Here is a 20,011-nt window from a genome sequence, read left to right as displayed (position 1 = left end):
GCTCCCGGCTCTGAAGCCGGCCTTCCATGCGCCTTTCGATCATCGCCGTCGGCCGTCTCAAGGACGGGCCCGAACGAGATCTATGCACGCGCTATCACGAGCGCGCCACCGGGCTTTCGCGGAATCTGGGCTTCTCCGGCCCCGATCTCCTCGAGATCGCCGAAAGCCGTGGCCGTCGCAGCGAAGAGCGCCGCAGCGAGGAAGCCCGGCTGATCGGCGAGCGTCTGCCGGCCGGGCTGGTCATCGCGCTCGACGAACGCGGCAAGAGCTTCGGCAGCGAAGCCTTCGCCGGACGCCTTGCCGCCGCCCGCGATGCCGGAACGCCGGCCGCCACTTTGCTGATCGGCGGCGCTGACGGGCTCGCCGAGGAACTGCGAGCCCGTGCCGGACTGGTTCTGTCCTTCGGCGCGCTCACCATCCCGCACCAGATTGTCCGCGCTCTGGCGCTCGAACAGCTCTATCGGGCGATGACGATCCTGTCCGGACATCCTTATCATCGCGCATGACCCGTCCTCACCGGCCGATTCGTGACCGTTCCCGCCGGCAGACGCTCTGGCCGCTGCTGCTGAGTGTCTGCCTCGCAGCCGGGAGCGCCATCGGCCAGGAAGCCGAGCCACCCGAGCAGCAGCAGCTTTCCCGGGAAGCCGAACAGAAACAGCTGGAGAAGCGCACCCGCGAAAGCGAGCTCAAGGCGATCGAGGAGCGGCTCGCCGGCAATGCCGAGGCCCGCGCCAAGCTCGAGGCCGAGATCGCCGGCATCCGGGCCGACCGCGCCCGCCTCAATGCCGCGCTGCTCGAGACCACCGCCAAGACGCAAGGCGCCGAGGCCCGCATCGCCGCGCTCGAGCAGCGGCTCGCCCTGCTCCAGAACAGCGAGGCCGCGATCCGGCGCTCGCTCGAGAGCCGGCGCGGGCTGATCGGCGAGGTGCTCGCCGCCCTGCAGCGCATCGGCCACCGTCCACCACCGGCCGTGCTCGTCCGGCCCGAGGATATCCTCGAAGCCGTCCGCGCCTCGATGCTGCTCGGTGCGGTCGTGCCTGATCTGCGCCAGGAGATCACCATTCTCGCCACCGATCTCGGCGAGCTGGTCCGCCTGCGCGAGGGCATCGCCGGCGAGCGCAAGGCGATCGGTAGCGAGATGGAGCAACTGGCCGGCGAACGCCAGCGCCTCGCCTCCCTGGTCGAAGCCAGGCGCGAGCGCGAGACCAGCGCCGCCCGGGACATCGAGACCCAGCGCGGTGCCGCCGGCGCGCTGGCGGCGCAGGCCAAGACGCTGCGCGACTTCGTCGAGCGCATGGAGAAGGAGATCTCGGTCGCCAACCGCGCCGCGGAGGCGGCCCGTCAGGCGCTGGAGAACGAGACCCGCGAACAGCGTCAACGCATGGCCGCACTCGCCTTCCGCGACCCGGCGCGGCTCGCCCCGAAAATCGCCTTCGCGGAGGCTCGGGGCATGCTCCCGCTGCCCGTGGCAGGATCACAATTGCGTGGATTCGGCGTTAATGACGAGCTCGGAGTCGCGACGCGGGGAATATCGCTTTCCACCCGCCCGAATGCCGTTGTTTCGTCACCTTCCGATGCCTGGGTGGTCTATGCCGGATCGTTCCGGTCCTTTGGCCAACTCTTGATACTGAATGCCGGCAATGGTTACTATATCCTTCTGGCGGGCATGCAGCGTATCGATGTATCGCTCAATCAGTTCGTGCTCGCCGGCGAACCGGTAGCGGTGATGGGCGAGACTGCCGAAGCGGCGGCGGCGAATGTTGGAGCGGGAGCCGGCGAGCCGGTTCTCTATGTCGAATTCAGGAAAGACGGCGTCTCGATCGACCCGACGCCCTGGTGGAAAAAACCGCAAAGCGAAAAGGTTCGCGGATGATGCGCAAGGTCTCTCTCGTTCTCGCAGGCGCGATCGCCGGCGCCGGCCTCACCGGCCTCGCGACGCAAACGGGCCTGCTCTCCTCGACCAGCGCGGTCGCGGCCTCCGCGGAGGTCTATCGCAGCCTCAACCTGTTCGGCGACATCTTCGAGAAGATTCGCACCGACTATGTCGAGAAGCCGGATGAGCAGAAGCTGATCGAGGCCGCCATCAACGGCATGGTCTCCTCGCTCGACCCGCATTCGGCCTTCCTGGACGCCAAGAGCTTCCGCGACATGGACATCGACATGCGCGGCCAGTTCGGCGGCCTCGGCATCGAGGTCACCATGGAGGACGGCGTCCTCAAGGTCGCCAAGCCGATCCGCGACACGCCCGCCTCCAAGGCCGGCATCCTGGCCGGCGACATCATCCGCCAGATCGACGGCGAGGAGGTCAAGGGCCTCAGCCTGAACCAGGCCGTCGAGAAGATGCGCGGCATCATCAACACCCAGGTCAAGCTCAAGATCGAGCGCGCCAAGTCCGAGCCGCTGGAGTTCACCCTCACCCGGTCCAATATCGTGGTGCCGGCGGTCGAGGAGCGCGTCGAGGGCGATGTCGGCTATATCCGCATCGGCACCTTCAGCGAGCAGACCTATGAGGGCCTGCGCAAGAGCATCGAGAAGCTCAACGCCGAGATCGGCGCCGACAAGCTCAAAGGCTACATCATCGATCTCCGCAATAATCGCGGCGGCCGTCTCGACCAGTCGGTGCTGGTCTCGGACGCCTTCCTCGAGCGTGGCAAGATCGTCTCGACCCGCGGTCGGAACGCCGAAGAGACCCAGGTCTTCAACGCCAAGGCCGGCGACCTGACCAAGGGCAAGCCGGTCGTGGTGCTGATCAACGGTTCCTCTGCCTCGGCGGCGGAGATCGTCGCCGGCGCCTTGCAGGACCACAAGCGCGCCACCGTGATGGGCTCGCGCTCCTTCGGCAAGGGCTCGGTGCAGACCGTGATCCGGCTCGGCGACCAGGGTGGCCTGCGCCTGACCACGGCGCGCTATTACACCCCGTCCGGCAACTCGATCCAGGCCAAGGGCATCACGCCCGACATCGAGATCATCCAGGACGTCCCGGCCGAGTTGAAGGACAAGGTCGAGAACAAGGGCGAGGCCTCGCTGAAGGGCCATCTGAAGTCGGGTGACGGCAAGGAAGAGCAGTCCGGCTCGGCGTCCTACGTCCCAGCCGACGCGACCAAGGACACGCAGCTGATCGCGGCGCTGAACCTGCTGCGCGGGGTCAAGAAGGACGCCACCGCAGCTGCGCCCGCACCGGCCCCCAAGGCAGAGCCCGCGCCGGCGGACGCGCCGAAGCCCAACTGAGCCTGGCCGGACCGTCATTGAACGCCGCCGCGCCGCAACCGGCGCGGCGAGGCTTTATCGCCGATCCGGCTGATTGCCGGTTGATTTCGCTCCGAATCATCCGACTCTGGGCTGCGGACTGATTCGCGTCCGCGCCCAATCAGCGAGGACGGCTTCTTGGCCGGAATACCGCTCAGCGAACTCGACCAGCCTCTCGGCCGGAAACGGCGTGCGCGCCCGCGTCTGCCGGTCGGACGCTGGCTGTCGCTCGGGCTCGCGGGCACGCTGCTCCTGATCTTCGCGGCCCTGACGCTCTACGCTGGCCTGCGCCGCGATCCCGATGGCGGCGAGCCCGTGGCGACCGCCGCCATCCGCGAAAGGGCGCCGGCACCCGAAATCGCCGCAGCCATCCCCCAGAGCGGCCGCATGGAGGAGTCCCACGGTCCTGCCAGCGCCCGCCAGCTCGAGACCGAATCCGGCGTCACCGTGGTCAGGCCGGGCTCGGACGCACCGGGTGCCATCGTCATCACCGTGCCCGACGATGGTGCGGTCAGGCTCGCCGCCGCGCCCGACAAGCGGCTGATCGAGCGAACCCGCCATGGCTACCTGCCCAAGGTCGGCCCCGATGGCGCGACGCCGGCACAGGTCTATGCCCGCCCGCTCGGCCCCGCCCCCGCAACCAAGCCCGCCGGCCGCATCGCGATCATGGTCGGCGGCCTCGGCATCAGCCAGAGCTCGACCAGCGAGGCGATCGCGCGCCTGCCCGGCTCCGTCTCCCTCGCCTTCGCGCCCTATGGCGCCGATCTCGAGAAGACCGCTGCCCGCGCCCGCGCCGAAGGCCACGAGGTCTTCCTGCAGGTACCGATGGAGCCCTTCGACTATCCGGACAACGATCCGGGCCCGCACACCCTGCTCACCGGCCCGAAGGGCGCCGATAATCTCGACCGGCTGCAATGGGCGCTCGGGCGCTTCACCGGCTATGTCGGCATCGTCAATTTTCTCGGCGGCCGCCTGACGGCGGACGATGCCACCCTGACGCCGCTGCTGCGCGAGGTCGCCGGCCGCGGCCTGATGGTGGTCGATGACGGCTCCTCGGCGCGCAGCCAGCTCGCCCCGGCGGCAACGCGGGCACAGATCCCGGCGCTGAAGGCCGATCTTGCCCTCGACGGCGCACCGCGTGCCGATGCCATCGACAAGGAGCTGCAGCGGCTGGAGACGCTCGCCCGCGAGAACGGCGTCGCGGTCGCGACCGCGAGCGCATTGCCGGTCACCATCGAACGTATCACGCGCTGGGCGAGAACCCTCGAGGCCAAGGGCCTGACCATCGTGCCGGTCAGCGCCGCGCGCGGCTTCCGCAACCCTTCGAGCACCGGCTCCCTGAGATGACGACCAAACCGCCCGCCGGCTACCGGCCCTGTGTCGGCCTTGCCCTGTTCAACCGCGAAGGCCTGGTCTTCCTCGGCCGCCGCGCCAATCGCAGCCAGCGCGAGCATGTCGCCCCCGGCCATGAATGGCAGATGCCGCAGGGCGGCATCGACGCCGGCGAGCAGCCCTTGCAGGCGGCCTATCGCGAACTGCGCGAGGAAACCAATGTCGCCTCGGTCACGCTGCTGGCCGAGGCGCCGGGCTGGCTGAGCTATGACCTGCCGCACGAGATCGGCAAGGAGGCCTGGCGCGGGCGCTATCGCGGCCAGGCGCAGAAATGGTTCGCCTTCCGCTTCGAGGGCGAGGAAGACGAGATCGACATCGCCAATCCAGCCGGCGGCCACAAGGCGGAATTCGATTCCTGGCGCTGGGCGCCGCTGGCGGATACGCCCGAGCTCATCATCCCGTTCAAGCGCGAGGTCTATCGCGAAGTGACGCGGCTTTTCGCCGGTTTCACGCGCGCCTGAGGCCGCCTCCCCTGGAAACGGCGAAAGCCCGGCGAGGTCGATGCCTCGCCGGGCCATCGCTCCCAGCGCTCCGTCGGGCGAGAGAGCGGGTTTGTCCGCAGCGGCTTACTTGCGGGCCGAGTCGAGCTGCTCGTGGGTCTTCTCGACCTCCTGCGCCTTCAGATAGCTCTCGATCAGCAGCTGATAGGCCGGGAAGATCTTGGTGTAGACGCCGGCCCATTCCTGGGCGTCCTCGCGGTTCCAGGTCTTCTGGATCTCGGAGGCGACGGCAGCGGTGTCCATCGGGACGACACCGGCCTGGACGACGCGCGCCAGCGTGATCTCCTGCGCCATCTTGGAGTAGGTGCCGGAGGCATCGATCACGGCGAAGACCTTGTAGCCGTCCTGGACCGCCGAGATCGCCGGAAAAGCCATGCAGACCGAGGTGATCGTGCCGGCGATGATCAGCGTCTTGCGGCCCGTCGCCTTCACTGCGGCAACGAAATCTGGGTTGTCCCAGGCGTTGATCTCGCCCTTGCGCGCCACATATCTGGCATGCGGGGCATTGGCATGGATCTCGGGAATCAGCGGTCCGTTCGGGCCCTGCGGCACCGAGGCGGTGGTGATCACCGGGATGTTGGCGAGCGTCGCCATCTTGGCCAGCGCCGCGGCATGATTGCGCAGGACCGGCATCGGCATGTCGCCGACGGTCTGGAACAGGCCGCTCTGATGGTCGATCAGCAGCATCACCGCGTCATTGGGGTCGATGACCGGGCGCTGGCCGTTGAAATTGGCGACATTCGTATTGGTGGTCATGATGATCTCCTGTCTGCTCGCCCTCGCTCAAGGACCGAAATTCACTTCGACGCCTTGGTCGTAGTGTAGCTGTTGATCAGGTTGCGGTAGTCGGGGATGTGGTTGGCGAACAAAGCGCCCAGCCCCTCGACATCGTTGCGCCAGTCGCGGTGCAACTCGCAGGCGACGCCGAACCAGGTCATCAGCTGCGCCCCGGCCTTGGACATGCGGTCCCAGGCGGAATGGCGGGTGACCTCGTTGAAGGTGCCGGAAGCGTCGGTCACGACAAAGACCTCATAGCCTTCCTCGAGAGCCGAAAGAGCCGGAAAGGCGACGCAGACCTCGGTCACGATGCCGGCGATGATGAGCTGCTTGCGCCCCGTCGCCTTCACCGCCTTGACGAAGTCCTCATTGTCCCAGGCATTGATCTGGCCCGGGCGCGGAATGAACGGGGCGTTCGGCAGCTTCTCCCTCAGCTCGGGCATCAGCGGGCCGTTGGGGCCATCCTCGAAGCTCGTGGTCAGAACCGAGGGCAGCTTGAAGTATTGGGCGATATCGGCCAGCGCCAGCACATTGTTGCGGAAGGAATCCGGCTGGATATCGCGCACCAGGGATGAAAGACCGGCCTGATGATCGACCAGCAATACGGCAGCCTTGTCCTTGTCGAGACGGTTGTAGCTCATGGTCATGCTCCTTGCTTGACATCTGATCCGCCCGCTTGAGGACGCCATCACGCGATGGCGAGCGAAGGTCGCGCGCGGGCTCGGTCGCGCCCCTCGTCAGACAGAATGTTCCGGCCGAGCAGCCCTCAGGCGGGGATCGCCCCGAAGCGGCCGGCCCGGAAATCGGCGAAGGCGTGGTTCAGCTCCTCGGCCGTGTTCATGACGAAGGGCCCGCGCATCGCGACCGGTTCCGCGATCGGCTCGCCGCCGAGCAGCAGGACGCTCGCATCGCTTTCCGCGGCGAGGCTGATGGCGCCGCCGTCGCGGTCGAGCAGGACGAACTGCCCCGCATGCGCCGTCGCAGCACCGTTGACGCGCACGGTTCCGCGCAGCAGGGCGAGCCCCGCCATGTGGCCTTCCGGCAGATCCAGCGAGACCGACTTGCCCTGCTTCAGCTGAAGGTCCCAGAGCGTGATCGGCGTGAAGCTGCGGGCCGGCCCCCGATGGCCCTGATAGTCGCCGGCGATGACGCGCAGCCGGCCGGCCTCGCCCGGCAGGGTTACCGCGGGGATGTCACGGTCGAGCAGCGTCTGGTAGCCCGGTTCGGCATTCTTGTGCTTCGCCGGCAGGTTCACCCAGAGCTGCACCATGTCGAGCGTGCCGCCGCGGCGTGTGAAGGCCTGCGAATGGAATTCCTCGTGCAGGATGCCGGACGCCGCCGTCATCCACTGGACATCGCCCGGACCGATCACGCCGCCGGCACCGGTCGAGTCGCGATGCTCGACTTCGCCCTGATAGACGATCGTCACGGTCTCGAAGCCGCGATGCGGATGCACCCCGACGCCGCGCGGCCGCTCGGCTGGCGCGAACGCGGCCGGTCCGGCATGGTCGAGATGCAGGAAGGGGCTGACATGCTCGCCCTGCACCGCATGCGAGAGCATGGAGCGCACCGGAAACCCGTCGCCAACCCAATGCGGCGCCGGGCTGCTGTAGATGCCTCGAAGCTGTCTCACGGTCTTTCTCCCTTTCGGCCGCCTGGGGCGTTCCATCTGAAGGGAAACCTATATCTGCGACAAAACTCGCAGTAGACCGACGTTTAGGATACAATGTCCTGAATTCAGGACATTGATCACGAATCACGACATGCAGGACCTCAACGACTTCCGTCTTTTCGTCGATGTCGTCGAACAGAACGGCTTCGCCGCCGCGGCCCGCAAGCTGAACCTGCCGCGTTCGCGGCTCAGCCGTCGCATCGGCCTCCTCGAGGAGAGCCTCGGCGTGCGCCTGATCCAGCGTTCGACGCGGCAATTCATGGTCACCGAAATCGGCCGCGAATTCTACCGGCATTGCCTGGCCATGGTGGTCGAAGCCGAGGCTGCAAAGGAGGCGATCGAACGGATACGGGCCGAGCCCCAAGGCGTGGTGCGGGTCAGTTGCCCGGCTTCGCTGATCTATTTCCGGATCGCCGACATGATCGCCCGCTTCATGGGCAAGCATCCCAAGGTCACGGTCCATCTCGAAAGCACCAATCGGCGCGTCGACGTGATCCGGGAAGGTTTCGACATCGCGCTCCGGGTCCGCTTTCCACCGCTGGACGATAGCGACCTGGTGATCCGCAAGCTGGCCACCAGCAGGCAGCGCCTGGTAGCCAGCCCGGCCCTGATCGCCGACTGCTTCTCGCGGCCGCTGGTCCCGGCCGACCTCTCGGAACTTCCGAGCCTAGCCTGGGATTCGGCCCGGACCAGCCATGAATGGCACCTGGACGGGCCCGGCGGCGCGACGGCCATCATCCCGCACAGGCCGAGATTGGTGACCGAGGACATGGTCGCGCTCCGGCGGGCAGCGCTGGCCGGTATCGGCGTCGGCCAGCTGCCGCTGATGGTGATCCCGCAGGATCTGAAATCCGGCCGGCTGGTCGACATCCTGCCGCACTGGGCGCCGCAGGCCGGCATCATCCATGCCGCCTTCCCCTCCCGGCGCGGCCTGCTGCCTTCGGTGCGCAGCCTGCTCGACTTCCTGGCCGCCGAATATCTCGCTCTCGGCGGGGCCGACAGCGAATATGAGAGCGCCGAGGAGACAATCTGACGGACACCATGCTTGACGCCCGCATGCCCCCGCGGAGCCCCTTGACTTCGGGGGGGCCCTGCTTACTCCGCGGCTGATTTCTTGATGTATCCGAGTTTCTGGTTGAGTTCCTCGAGGAGCTTTTCGGCGGCGTCGGCGATCACGGTTCCCGGCGGGAAGATCGCGCTGGCGCCGGCCTTGAGCAGGGTCTCGAAGTCCTGTGGCGGGATCACGCCGCCGACGACGATCATGATGTCGGGGCGCCCGGCTTTGGCGAGCGCCGCCTTGAGCTCCGGCACCAGGGTCAGGTGGCCGGCGGCGAGCGAGGAGACGCCGATGATGTGGACGTCGTTCTCGACGCCCTGGCGCGCCGCCTCCTCGGGGGTGGCGAAGAGCGGGCCGATATCGACGTCGAAGCCGAGATCGGCGAAGGCCGAGGCGATCACCTTCTGGCCGCGATCATGCCCGTCCTGGCCCATCTTGGCGACGAGGATGCGCGGGCGGCGCCCATCCGCCTCCGCGAAGGCCTCGGTCATCGCCTGCACCCGTGCGACCGCAGGGTTCATCGTGCCGACCTCCCGCTTGTAGACCCCCGAGATCGCCTTGATCTCGGCCCGGTGGCGCCCGAAGACCTTTTCCAGTGCCATGGAGATCTCGCCGACCGTCGCCTTGGCCCGCGCCGCCTTGACGGCGAGGTCGAGCAGATTGGCCTCGCCGGCGGCACCCTGCGTCAGCGCCGCCAGCGCCGCCTGGACCTCGCCCTCGTTGCGCTCGGCCTTCAGCCGGGCGAGCTTGTCGAGCTGCCGGGCCCGGACCGCGGCATTGTCGACCTTGAGCACCTCGATCGCCGCCTCGTCCTGCGGCTTGAAGCAGTTGACCCCGATGATCGCCTGCTGGCCGCCATCGATGCGCGCCTGGGTCTTGGCGGCGGCCTCCTCGATCCGCAGCTTCGGGATGCCGGCCTCGATCGCCTTGGCCATGCCGCCGAGCGCCTCGACCTCCTGGATATGCGCCCAGGCTTTTGCCGCGAGCTCGGCGGTCAGACGCTCGACATAATAGGAGCCGCCCCAGGGGTCGATGATCCGGGTGGTGCCGCTCTCCTGCTGCAGCAGGATCTGGGTGTTGCGCGCGATGCGGGCCGAGAAATCGGTCGGCAGGGCGAGCGCCTCGTCGAGCGCATTGGTGTGCAGCGACTGGGTATGGCCCTGCGTCGCCGCCATCGCCTCGATCATCGTGCGCGGCACATTGTTGAACACGTCCTGCGCCGTCAGCGACCAGCCGGAGGTCTGGCAATGGGTGCGCAGCGGCAGCGACTTCTCGTTCTGCGCACCAAAGTCCTTGACGAGCTTGGCCCAGATCAGCCTTGCCGCCCTGAGCTTGGCGACCTCCATGAAGAAGTTCATGCCGATCGCCCAGAAGAACGACAGGCGCGGCGCGAAGACGTCGACGGAGAGCCCCGCGCGCTGACCGGCGCGGATATACTCGACGCCGTCGGCGAGGGTGTAGCCGAGCTCGAGGTCCTGCGTCGCCCCCGCCTCCTGCATATGGTAGCCGGAGATCGAGATCGAGTTGAACTTCGGCATATGGGCCGAGGTATAGGCGAAGATGTCGCCGATGATCCGCATCGAGGGGCCGGGCGGATAGATATAGGTGTTGCGGACCATGAACTCCTTGAGGATGTCGTTCTGGATGGTCCCCGAGAGTTTGGCCGCCGGCACGCCCTGTTCTTCGGCCGCGACGATGTAGAGCGCCAGCACGGGGAGCACCGCGCCGTTCATCGTCATCGAGACGCTCATCTGGTCGAGGGGAATCCCCGAGAACAGCGTGCGCATATCGTAGATCGAATCGATCGCGACCCCGGCCATGCCGACATCGCCGCCGACCCGCGGATGGTCGCTGTCATAGCCGCGATGGGTCGCGAGATCGAAGGCGACCGAGAGCCCCTTCTGCCCGGCGGCGAGGTTCCTCCGGTAGAAGGCGTTCGAATCCTCCGCCGTCGAGAAGCCGGCATATTGCCGGATCGTCCAGGGCTGGTTGACATACATGGTCGGGTAGGGCCCGCGCAGATAGGGCGCGATCCCCGGCAGGGTCTCGACGAAGGCGAGCCCGGCGCGATCTTCAGCCGTATAGACCGGCTTCACCGCGATCCCCTCAGGCGTCGCCCAAACCTCGCCGGAGACCGGCACAGCGCCCGCCGTAGAGGCGCTCGCGCCCGCCGCGCCGGCGATCTCCGAAAAGCCAAGCCTCGTAAAATCCGGGATCAAGCTCATCGGTCTCTCCCGTCAGGACGCCGCAATGGCGTGGGCGCTGCGCAGCGCTTCGATCACATCGCAGCCAGCGAAGATGAAGGCGCTCACCCCCGCCTGGTTCAAGGCGCTTTCGAGATCGCCCGGCCGGCCCGCGAGCCAGACGCTCGCGCCTTTAGCCTGCAACGCCTGCGCGACCGCGATCGCCTCGCCGGCATAACCGGCATCGGAACCGCAGAGGCAGGCGAGCCTCGCGCCCGAGGTCTCGAAGGCGGTGACGAGCGCTGCCAGATCCGTCGCGCCGCCGCTGGCGAAGCCGTCTCCGGAAGGCGCGGCGAGACCGCCCGCCTCAAACAGATTGCGGGCGAAGCCGGCCCGCGCCGTGAAATCGGCGATCGAACCGAGCGTCGCGAGGAAGACGGCCGGACGCTTGCCGCGCCGCGCCGTAGCTGCGTCGGCTTGATCGCGCAGCGCTTCGAACGCCTCCGCCAGCCGCACCGACGGCAGGGCCTCCGTCATAAGTCCTGTCTCGGCAGCGACCGCTTCAGAGCCGTCCGCCACCGGCGGGACGGCGAGCACGCTGACGCTCGTCTCGCCGAGATTGGGGAACTCGCTCGTCCCGGTGATCGGCTCGCGGCGGGTCGCGATCGCCTTGGTCCGCAGCGCGCGCTGGCGGGCCAATCCCTGCTGGACATGACCATTGGCGAGCGCTGCGACCATGCCGGGCAGACCGTCGGCGGCTTCGCGCTCGAGATCCTGCAGCTTACTCCAGCCCTGCTCGCAGAGCCCCTGCGTCAGCGCTTCGAAGCCGCCGGCGCCGGCCGCCGGATCGGCGACGCGCCAGAGATTGGCCTCTTCCAGCAGGATCAATTGCGTATTCCGCGCCACGCGCCGGGCGAAGGCGTCGGCTAAGCCGAGCGCCGCGGTGAAGGGCAGGACGGTGAGCGAATCCGCACCGCCGATACCGGCCGAGAAGCTGGCGATCGTGGCGCGCAGCTGATTCACCCAGGGATCGCGCCTCGTCAACGAGCGCCAGGCGGTTTCGGCATGCAGCGCCATCGGCTTCGCTGCGAGGCCGCAGGCCTGCTGCACCCGCTCCCAGAGCAGCCGCGCCGCCCGGAACTTGGCGATGGTCATGAACTCGTCGGTATCGGCGACGAGCGTGAAGGAGATCGCGTCGCGCGCCAAGTCGAGCGCCATGCCGCCAGCCTCCAGCGCCCTGAGATAAGCGAGCGCCGTCGCCATCGCCGCGCCGAGTTCCTGCGCCTCGCTCGCCCCCGCCTCGTGATAGGGCCTGGTATCGACCGTCAGGAATGGGCCGGAAAAACCCCGCCCCCTGAGTTCGCCGATCAGCGCGGCGAGGCGCCGGCCGAGTTCAGGCCATGCCGCCGAAAGCGCGCCATGGCTGGCGAATACGCCGATCGGATCGAGGCCGAAGTCCACCTCCGCCTTGGCGGGGTCGATATCGCGGCGCGCGATCAGCTCCGCGACCAAACGGGCGTTGCGCTCCCCGGCCGGCGCCGGATCGAGCCGCAGGCGGATCAGATCGAGCATCACCCCGTCGAGCGCCGTGTCGAGAGCCGCGACATCCTCGGCGACCAGACCGTAGCCGCGGGCAGCGCGCGCACCGGCGAAGCTGAGGACCAGTGTCTCTGCGCCGCCTTCGAGGTCGGCGAGCGCAAGATCGCGAGCGGCAGCCGGCGAAGGATGGTCGAGCTTGGCAGCGACCTGCCAGCGGCCGGCAACGGCGCGCATCGGCCGCAGCCCGGCGGGTGCGGCAGGGTAGAGCGGCGCGATCCGGATGCCGTCCGCGCTCTGGGAGACGAGGCGCTTTTCGAAATCGGCGCCCTTCAGCACCTTGTCGACGGCGCTGCGCCATTGCGCCTGATCGGGCAGCGGAAAGGCGGCGGCGACCGTTTCGGGAAGCATGGTGTCCTCCGTGGCGTCTCTCACGCGAACTCCATAATCACGGCGTCGACGGCGAGTGAGTCGCCTTCTTTGGCGAGGATCTTTGTGATGGTGACGTCCTTTTCGGCGCGCAGGACGTTTTCCATCTTCATCGCCTCGACCATGGCGAGCGGCTCGCCGGCCTTGACCTCCTGGCCGAGGCTGACGAAGAGCGCCTTGACCAGCCCGGGCATCGGGCAGAGCAGGAATTTTCCGGTATCGGCGTCAGCCTTTTCCGGCATCAGCGCCGCAAGCTGCGCCTCGCGGGCGGTGTAGACATGAGCATTGGCATAGGCGCCGGCATGGCCGAGGGCGAAGCCGTTGAGGATCGGCCGGACCTGCGCCGCGATGGCGATCCCGCCCTGCGTGCCCTGCCAGACCGGCTCGCCCGGGCGCCAGTCGCTGGCGAGGCTGACGCGACGTTCGCCGAAGGCGATCACGATCGCCCCGCCTTCTTCGGAGACCTCGCCCGCGAAACGCTCGCCCCCGAGCTCGACGATGCGGGCGCGCTCGAACTCGACCTTGCGCCAGCCCTGCATCTGCGCCGAGACGTTGCGCTTGCGCTGGTTCATCCGGTGGTCGCAGGCGATCGCGATCGCCGCCATGCGCAAGGCGACCTCGCCCTGCGGCTGCGGCAGCGCAAACCCCTCCGGGAACTCCTCGGCGATGAAGCCGGTCGAGAGCTCGCCGGCGATCCAGCGCGGATGCTGCATCAGCGCCGAGACGAAGGGGATGTTGTGGCGGATGCCGTCGATCGCGAAGGCGTCGAGCGCCCGCGCCTGCGCCCTGATCGCCGCCTCGCGCGTCGGCGCATGCGTCACCAGCTTGGCGATCATCGGGTCGTAATAGATCGAGATCTCGCCGCCCTCATAGACGCCGGTGTCGTTGCGCACCGTGGCCTCGCCGTCGCGCCCCTCGGCGGGCGGGCGATAGGTCACCAGCCGCCCGGTCGAGGGCAGGAAGTTGCGGGTCGGATCCTCGGCATAGACGCGGGATTCGACCGCCCAGCCGTTCAGCTTCACATCCTCCTGGCTGATCGCCAGCCTCTCGCCATAGGCGACGCGGATCATCTGCTCGACGAGGTCGATGCCGGTGACCATCTCGGTGACCGGATGCTCGACCTGCAGGCGCGTGTTCATCTCGAGGAAGTAGAAGGACTTGTCCTGGCCGGCGACGAACTCGACCGTACCGGCGCTGTCATAGTTCACCGCCCTTGCCAGCGCGACCGCCTGCTCGCCCATCCTGCGCCGGGTCGCCTCGTCGAGCAGAGGCGACGGCGCCTCCTCGACGACCTTCTGGTTGCGGCGCTGGATCGAGCATTCGCGCTCGCCGAGATGGATCACGGTGCCATGCTTGTCGCCGAGCACCTGGATCTCGATATGCCGGGGATCGACGATGAATTTTTCGATGAAGACCCGGTCGTCGCCGAAGGACGAGGCCGCTTCCGAGCGCGCCCGGGCGAAACCCTCGGCGACCTCGCCGGAGGAATGGGCGATGCGCATGCCCTTGCCACCGCCGCCGGCCGAGGCCTTGATCATCACGGGATAGCCGATCTCGTCGGCGATCCTGACGGCATGGTCGGGGTCCTCGATCACGCCGAGATGCCCGGGCACGGTCGAGACCTTGGCCGCCGCCGCCGCCTTCTTCGACTCGATCTTGTCGCCCATCGCCGCGATCGCGCCGGGGTTCGGCCCGATGAAGACGATGCCGTTCTCCTTCAACGCCCTGGCGAAGGCCTCGCGCTCGGAGAGGAAGCCATAGCCGGGATGCACCGCTTCGGCGCCGGTCGCCTTGCAGGCGGCGATGATCTTCTCGATCTGGAGATAGGATTCGGCGGCCGGCGCCGCCCCGATATGAACGGCCTCGTCGGCCATCTCGACATGCAGCGCCTCGCGGTCCGCATCCGAATACACCGCGACCGTCGCGATCCCCATCCGCCGCGCCGTCTTGATCACTCGGCAGGCGATCTCGCCGCGGTTCGCGATCAGGATCTTCGTGAACATCGCTGGTTTCCTATCGCTCGACGGCTTGGTTGGGCTCGCTGGCGTCCCAGAGGAGCTGCGAGATCTCGCTCAGAAGATGATCCTGGGCCTGGGCATCGGCGGGCGCTTCGCCGACCGCCCAGAGCAACGCAGCAAGCGCGTCGAGGTCACTTTCGACATGCTCGCCCGCCTTTGCCACCGCTTTGTTCACAGCGGGATATTGTCGTGTTTGCGCCAGGGGCGTTCGAGGCTCTTGGTGCGGAGCATGGCCAGCGCCCGGGCGATGCGGCGACGGGTCGAGTGCGGCATGATCACCTCGTCGACATAGCCGCGTTCGGCAGCGACGAACGGGGACATGAAGCGGTCCTCATATTCCTTGGTCTGGCGCGCGATGGTCTCGGCGTCGCCGCCGCGGAAGATGATCTCGACCGCGCCCTTGGCGCCCATCACCGCGATCTGGGCGCTCGGCCAGGCATAGTTGACGTCGGCGCCGATATGCTTCGAGGCCATCACGTCATAGGCGCCGCCAAAGGCCTTTCGGGTGATCACCGTGACCAGCGGCACCGTGCATTCCGAATAGGCGAAAAGCAGCTTGGCGCCGTGCTTGATCAGCCCGCCATATTCCTGCGCCGTGCCCGGCAGGAAGCCGGGCACGTCGACGAAGGTGACGATCGGGATCTCGAAGGCGTCGCAATAGCGCACGAAGCGCGCCGCCTTGCGCGAGGCATCGGAGTCGAGCACCCCGGCCAGCACCATCGGCTGGTTGGCGACGACGCCGACCGTGCGGCCCTCGATCCGCCCGAAGCCGGTGACGATGTTCTTCGCGTAAGCCTCCTGGATCTCGAAGAAATCGCCCTCGTCGAGCGTCTTCAGGATCAGTTCCTTGATGTCGTAGGGCTTGTTCGGATTGTCCGGCACCAGCGTGTCGAGGCTGGTGTCGACCCGGTCCGGCACGTCGAAGGACGGCCATTCCGGCACGCCCGCCGTATTGTTGGCCGGCAGGAAGTCGATCAGCCGGCGCACCTGCAGCAGCGCCTCGACATCGTTCTCGAAGGAGCCGTCGGCCACCGAGGATTTGGAGGTGTGGACCCTGGCGCCGCCGAGCTCTTCGGCGGTCACCGTCTCGTTGGTGACGGTCTTCACCACCTCCGGCCCGGTGACGAACATGTAGGAGGTGTCGCGGACCATGAAGATGAAATCGGTCATCGCCGGCGAATAGACGTCGCCGCCGGCGCAGGGCCCCATGATCACCGAGATCTGCGGGATCACGCCGGACGCCTGGACGTTGCGCTTGAAGACCTCGCCATAGCCGCCGAGCGCCGCGACGCCCTCCTGGATGCGGGCGCCGCCGGCGTCGAAGATGCCGACGATGGGCGCGCGCATCTTCAGCGCCATGTCCTGGATCTTGATGATCTTCTGGGCATGGGTCTCGGAGAGCGAGCCGCCGAAGACGGTGAAATCCTTGGAGAAGACGAAGACGGTGCGGCCATTGACCGTGCCCCAGCCGGTGACGACGCCGTCGCCCGGGATCTTCTCGGCCTTGTCCATGCCGAAATCGACCGCCCGGTGCTGCACGAACATGTCGAACTCCTCGAAGGAGTCCTTGTCGAGCAGCAGCTCGATCCGCTCGCGCGCCGTCAGCTTGCCGCGCCCATGCTGCGCCGCAATCCGCCGCTCGCCACCACCGAGCCGGGCTCCCGCGCGACGCGATTCGAGATCGTTCAGGATGTCTTGCATGGCCGTCTCCCTCGCCTGCCCTATCCGCCGCGCGCCTTGTGGCGGCAAGGGATTTTGTGCAAAATTGCAAAATGGCAAAATTAACAAATTCGCCAACAGAAAAGTTGAGACGCAAGCTCTTCGCCGGCGCGACCATTCGCAGATTGCGCGAGGAACGCGACTGGACCCAGCTCGAACTGGCGCGGCGCCTCAATATCTCGCCGAGCTACCTCAGCCAGATCGAGGCGAGTCAGCGCAGCCTTTCGGGCACGATGGTGGTCGATCTCGCCCGCGTCTTCCGGGTCAATCTCTCGATCTTCACCGACGATCTCGGCGACCGCCTCGCCGCCAATCTGCGCGAGACCCTGGCCGATCCGCTGTTCGGGACGATCGAGGTCAATCCGCGCGAATTGCGCACCGCCGCCGTCCAGATGCCGCAGATCGGCCGCGCCCTGCTTGATCTGCACGCGCAATACCAGAGCCTCGAGGCGCGCTATCGCGCCCTCGACGAGGCCGTCCATCCCGAGCCCTCGCAGCCGCGCCGGCCGATCTCGGCCTTCGACGAGGTCCGCGACTTCTTCCATTTCATCGGCAATTACGTCGATGAGCTCGACCTCGCCGCCGAAGCCCTGGCAACGCGCATCTCGGAGATCCCCGGCGACCCCCGCCAGCGCATGGAGATCTATCTCGCCAGTGAGCACGGGCTTAGCGTCGTCGAATGCCCGCCCGACAGCCATCCCGCCCAGAGCCGGCTGGAGCGCGAGGCCGGCAGGATCACGCTGAACGAGGCGCTGCCGGTCTCCAGCCAGGTCTTCGCCCTGGCCCGCCATGTCGCCCGGCTCACCCATGGCGAGACGGCCGACGCGATCGTGGCGCAAGCCGGCTTCCTCAACCGCGACAGCGCGCTCCTCTGCTCGGCCGCGCTCTCGAACTATTTCGCCGGCGCGCTGACCATGCCCTATGGCGCCTTTCGCGACGAAGCACGCCGGATGCGGCACGATGTCGAACGCCTCGCCATCCGCTTCGGGGCCAGCCTGGAGCAGGTCTGCCACCGGCTCTCGACCTTGCAGCGCGCCGGGCAGGAAGGCGTGCCGATGTATTTCCTGCGTGTCGACCGCGCCGGCAACATCACCAAGCGCCATAGCGCGACGCGCTTCCAGTTCGCCCGCTATGGCGGCGCCTGCCCGATCTGGAACATCCACGAAGCCTTCGAGATGCCGGATCGCTTCCTGGTGCAGCGGGCGGAAATGCCGGATGGCCGGCAATACCTCTCGATCGCCCGGGCGATCAGCAAGGGCGAGTCACGCTTCGACGCCGTGCGCTCGCGCTATGCCATCGGCATCGGTTGCGAGATGGCCTATGCCGACGAGCTGATCTACGCCGACGCCATCCGCAGCAGCGGCAAGATCGCCGAGATCGGGATCAATTGCCGGCTCTGCGAGCGGCCGGACTGCCCGCAGCGTGCCGTGCCGCCGCTCGACCGCGCCGTGATCGTCGACCCCTGGGAGCGCGGCATCCTGCCCTACCGGCTCGGCTGAACCTCCAGCCCGGCGTCCTACCCCATGATATGATAGCCGGCGTCGACATAGATCGTGTTGCCGGTCATGCCCGTGGCCGCGTCGCTGATCAGGAAGGCGGCAACCTGGCCGACCTCGTCGATGGTGACGACGCGTCCCTGCGGCGCCCGGGCGGCGGCCTGCGACAGCAATTCGTCGAAGCCGGCGATGCCGCCGGCGGCCCGCGTCTTCAGCGGGCCCGGCGAAAGCGCATGCAGGCGGATGCCCTTCTGGCCGAGTTCATGGGCGAGATAGCGCGTCGTGCTCTCGAGCGCCGCCTTCACCGGCCCCATGATGTTGTAGTTATCGAGCACCTTCTCGGCGCCGTAATAGCTCATCGTCAGGATCGTGCCGCCTTCCGCCATCAGCGGCTCGGCGGCGCGCGTCATCTCGATCAGCGAGTAGCAGGACACCCGCATCGCCTGCTCGAAGCCCTCGCGCGAGACGTCGACGACGCGGCCATGCAGATCGTCGCGCGGCGCGAAGGCGATCGAATGGATAACGAAGTCGAGCTTGCCCCAGTGCCGGGCGATCGCCGCGAACACCGCTTCGAGCTCGCCGGGGACCTCGACATCGAGCGGCATGATGATCGGACTGGCGAGCTCCTCGGCGAGCGGGCGCACCCATTTCTCGGCCTTGGCGTTGAGATAGGTCACGGCCAGTTCCGCGCCGAGCCGGTGCAGCACCCTTCCGCAGCCGAAGGCGATGCTGCCTTCATTGGCGATACCGACGATCAAACCCTTCTTGCCACGGACGAGTTCACCGATCGGCGTCATGGGGTCAATCTCCGAAGATCACGCGGCGGAAGCGGCTGAGGGCGTAGCTGAAATAGACGCCACCGATGACGATCAGCGCGACGAGTTGCAGCCAGACCACCGAAAATCCGGCGCCGCGATAGAGCACCGCCTGCGCGAAAGCCACGAAATGCGGCGTCGGGCTGATCACCTGCATGGTGTATTGCAGCCAGACCGGCATGCTCTCCATTGGCGTGCTCGAGCCCGAGAGCAGCTGCATCAGCACGAGGATGGGGATGGCGAGGAGCCCGAACTGCCCCATGGTGGTGGCGAGCGTGCCGAGCATGATGCCGAGCGCCGCGACGGCGAAGACATAGAGCCCTGCTCCGGCGAGGAAGAGCACCAGCGAGCCGGCGATCGGCACCTGCAGCCACCATTGCACGACGAGCGCCAGCGACAGCCCGGCCGCGACCAGGATGACGATGCCGTTGGCGATGATCTTGGCCAGCATGATCTCGGTCGGCACCACCGGCATCACCAGGAGATGCTCGACCGTACCCTGTTCGCGCTCGCGGATCAGGGCGGCACCGGTGAGGATCACGGTCAGCAGGGTGATGCTGTTGATCACCTGCATCACCGAGGTGAACCAGGCCGAATCCAGGTTCGGATTGAACTTGGCGCGGATCACCACATTGACCGGGGCGCTGGTCACCGTCTCGCGGCCGGCCAGGAAATTCGTCACCTCCTGCGCGATGATCGACTGGATATAGACCGCACCATTGCCGGCCTGCGTCATCGCGGTGGCGTCGACATTGAGCTGCACCGAAGCGCGCCGGCCGGAGAGCAGGTCGGCCTGGAAGGAAGGCGGGATCTCCAGCACGAAGACCAGCCTGCCATGGTCCATCTCCTCGTCGATCTCGCCGGCGTTGATCGGCACCGCGCTCTTGAACAGCGGCGGGTTCAGCGCGTTCCGGATCTGACGGGACAGGTCCGAGCGGTCCTCGTCGACGATACCGACCGAGAGGTTCTTGGCTTCGGTCGAGGCGCCTGTCGCCACCGTGTAGACGGCGATCGAGAAGGAGTAGACCAGCAGGATCAGCATCACCGGATCGGCGCGGATGCTGCGCAGCTCCTTGATCACGAGCTGGACGATGTTCTGCAGATGGATGCGCAGCCCGGACAGGCGTTGGCCTGAACGGCCCTGAGTGGTGGCGGAAGTCTCGGCGCTCAT

Annotated in this window: 17 protein-coding genes; 7 read left to right on the top strand and 10 right to left on the bottom strand. The window is 67.3% G+C overall.

Features of this window, described 5'->3' with window-relative positions; genetic code table 11:
- Window positions 1–26: 26 nt before the first annotated feature.
- The 5 genes from rlmH to AC3RCC_RS04260 all read left to right on the top strand — a co-directional run bounded on the left by rlmH (window position 27) and on the right by AC3RCC_RS04260 (window position 5,099).
- Complete coding sequence (gene rlmH, locus AC3RCC_RS04280) at window positions 27–506, top strand: 23S rRNA (pseudouridine(1915)-N(3))-methyltransferase RlmH (RefSeq protein WP_291638979.1); 480 nt, start codon at window positions 27–29, stop codon at window positions 504–506.
- On the top strand, window positions 503–1,873 hold the full coding sequence (locus tag AC3RCC_RS04275) for a murein hydrolase activator EnvC family protein (RefSeq protein WP_291648575.1): 1,371 nt from the start codon (window positions 503–505) through the stop codon (window positions 1,871–1,873). The genes rlmH and AC3RCC_RS04275 overlap by 4 nt, the downstream gene beginning before the upstream one ends.
- The gene (locus AC3RCC_RS04270) at window positions 1,873–3,228 is read left to right on the top strand and encodes a S41 family peptidase (protein ID WP_291638977.1); all 1,356 of its coding nucleotides are present in this window, start codon (window positions 1,873–1,875) and stop codon (window positions 3,226–3,228) included. Before AC3RCC_RS04275 ends, AC3RCC_RS04270 begins: the two co-directional genes overlap by 1 nt.
- A 156-nt stretch (window positions 3,229–3,384) precedes the next feature.
- Entirely contained in the window at window positions 3,385–4,593 is a 1,209-nt protein-coding gene (locus AC3RCC_RS04265) for a divergent polysaccharide deacetylase family protein (protein WP_492257703.1), read from the top strand.
- Complete coding sequence (locus AC3RCC_RS04260) at window positions 4,590–5,099, top strand: RNA pyrophosphohydrolase (RefSeq protein ID WP_291638975.1); 510 nt, start codon at window positions 4,590–4,592, stop codon at window positions 5,097–5,099. The genes AC3RCC_RS04265 and AC3RCC_RS04260 overlap by 4 nt, the downstream gene beginning before the upstream one ends.
- A gap of 105 nt (window positions 5,100–5,204) precedes the next feature.
- Here AC3RCC_RS04260 and AC3RCC_RS04255 read toward each other — a convergent pair whose 3' ends face one another.
- The 3 genes from AC3RCC_RS04255 to AC3RCC_RS04245 form a co-directional block, all read right to left on the bottom strand.
- Complete coding sequence (locus tag AC3RCC_RS04255) at window positions 5,205–5,894, bottom strand: hydrolase (RefSeq protein ID WP_492257702.1); 690 nt, start codon at window positions 5,892–5,894, stop codon at window positions 5,205–5,207.
- A gap of 41 nt (window positions 5,895–5,935) precedes the next feature.
- On the bottom strand, window positions 5,936–6,556 hold the full coding sequence (ycaC, locus tag AC3RCC_RS04250; protein WP_291638973.1) for an isochorismate family cysteine hydrolase YcaC: 621 nt from the start codon (window positions 6,554–6,556) through the stop codon (window positions 5,936–5,938).
- 125 nt (window positions 6,557–6,681) lie between these two features.
- Window positions 6,682–7,548 carry a pirin family protein gene (locus AC3RCC_RS04245; RefSeq protein WP_492257701.1) on the bottom strand — a complete coding sequence of 289 codons (867 nt, stop codon included), beginning with the start codon at window positions 7,546–7,548 and terminating at the stop codon, window positions 6,682–6,684.
- Between the two features lie 130 nt (window positions 7,549–7,678).
- Between AC3RCC_RS04245 and AC3RCC_RS04240 the strand changes: the two genes are divergently transcribed.
- A complete protein-coding gene (locus AC3RCC_RS04240) occupies window positions 7,679–8,620 on the top strand; it encodes a LysR family transcriptional regulator (RefSeq protein ID WP_492257700.1) in 942 nt (313 codons plus the stop codon).
- Between the two features lie 62 nt (window positions 8,621–8,682).
- Here AC3RCC_RS04240 and scpA read toward each other — a convergent pair whose 3' ends face one another.
- The 5 genes from scpA to AC3RCC_RS04215 are packed head-to-tail and all read right to left on the bottom strand — an operon-like array spanning window position 8,683 to window position 16,511.
- Window positions 8,683–10,869, bottom strand: coding sequence for a methylmalonyl-CoA mutase (gene scpA / locus AC3RCC_RS04235; protein ID WP_492257699.1), 2,187 nt, complete (start codon window positions 10,867–10,869; stop codon window positions 8,683–8,685).
- A 12-nt stretch (window positions 10,870–10,881) separates the two neighbouring features.
- Window positions 10,882–12,774 carry a methylmalonyl-CoA mutase family protein gene (locus AC3RCC_RS04230; protein ID WP_492257698.1) on the bottom strand — a complete coding sequence of 631 codons (1,893 nt, stop codon included), beginning with the start codon at window positions 12,772–12,774 and terminating at the stop codon, window positions 10,882–10,884.
- 20 nt (window positions 12,775–12,794) lie between these two features.
- Window positions 12,795–14,795: an acetyl-CoA carboxylase biotin carboxylase subunit gene (locus AC3RCC_RS04225; protein ID WP_492257697.1), complete on the bottom strand. Its 2,001-nt coding sequence runs from the start codon at window positions 14,793–14,795 to the stop codon at window positions 12,795–12,797.
- Window positions 14,796–14,805: 10 nt separating this feature from the next.
- Window positions 14,806–14,973, bottom strand: coding sequence for a hypothetical protein (locus AC3RCC_RS04220; protein ID WP_492257696.1), 168 nt, complete (start codon window positions 14,971–14,973; stop codon window positions 14,806–14,808).
- A gap of 8 nt (window positions 14,974–14,981) precedes the next feature.
- On the bottom strand, window positions 14,982–16,511 hold the full coding sequence (locus AC3RCC_RS04215) for an acyl-CoA carboxylase subunit beta (RefSeq protein ID WP_492257695.1): 1,530 nt from the start codon (window positions 16,509–16,511) through the stop codon (window positions 14,982–14,984).
- A 104-nt stretch (window positions 16,512–16,615) separates the two neighbouring features.
- Here AC3RCC_RS04215 and AC3RCC_RS04210 point away from each other — a divergent pair, with 104 nt between their 5' ends.
- The gene (locus AC3RCC_RS04210) at window positions 16,616–18,028 is read left to right on the top strand and encodes a short-chain fatty acyl-CoA regulator family protein (RefSeq protein WP_291638081.1); all 1,413 of its coding nucleotides are present in this window, start codon (window positions 16,616–16,618) and stop codon (window positions 18,026–18,028) included.
- Window positions 18,029–18,045: 17 nt separating this feature from the next.
- Here the strand turns inward: AC3RCC_RS04210 and fabI are convergent, their stop codons facing one another.
- Window positions 18,046–18,822, bottom strand: a complete 777-nt coding sequence (gene fabI / locus AC3RCC_RS04205; RefSeq protein ID WP_291649091.1) for an enoyl-ACP reductase FabI — start codon at window positions 18,820–18,822, stop codon at window positions 18,046–18,048.
- Between the two features lie 4 nt (window positions 18,823–18,826).
- A complete protein-coding gene (locus tag AC3RCC_RS04200) occupies window positions 18,827–20,011 on the bottom strand; it encodes an ABC transporter permease (RefSeq protein ID WP_492257694.1) in 1,185 nt (394 codons plus the stop codon).

It is taken from the genome of Allobosea sp. GW823-FHT01F03 (assembly GCF_058798075.1).
Note: the sequence above shows the minus strand (reverse complement) of the source record. Positions and strands in the feature narration are given on the sequence as shown.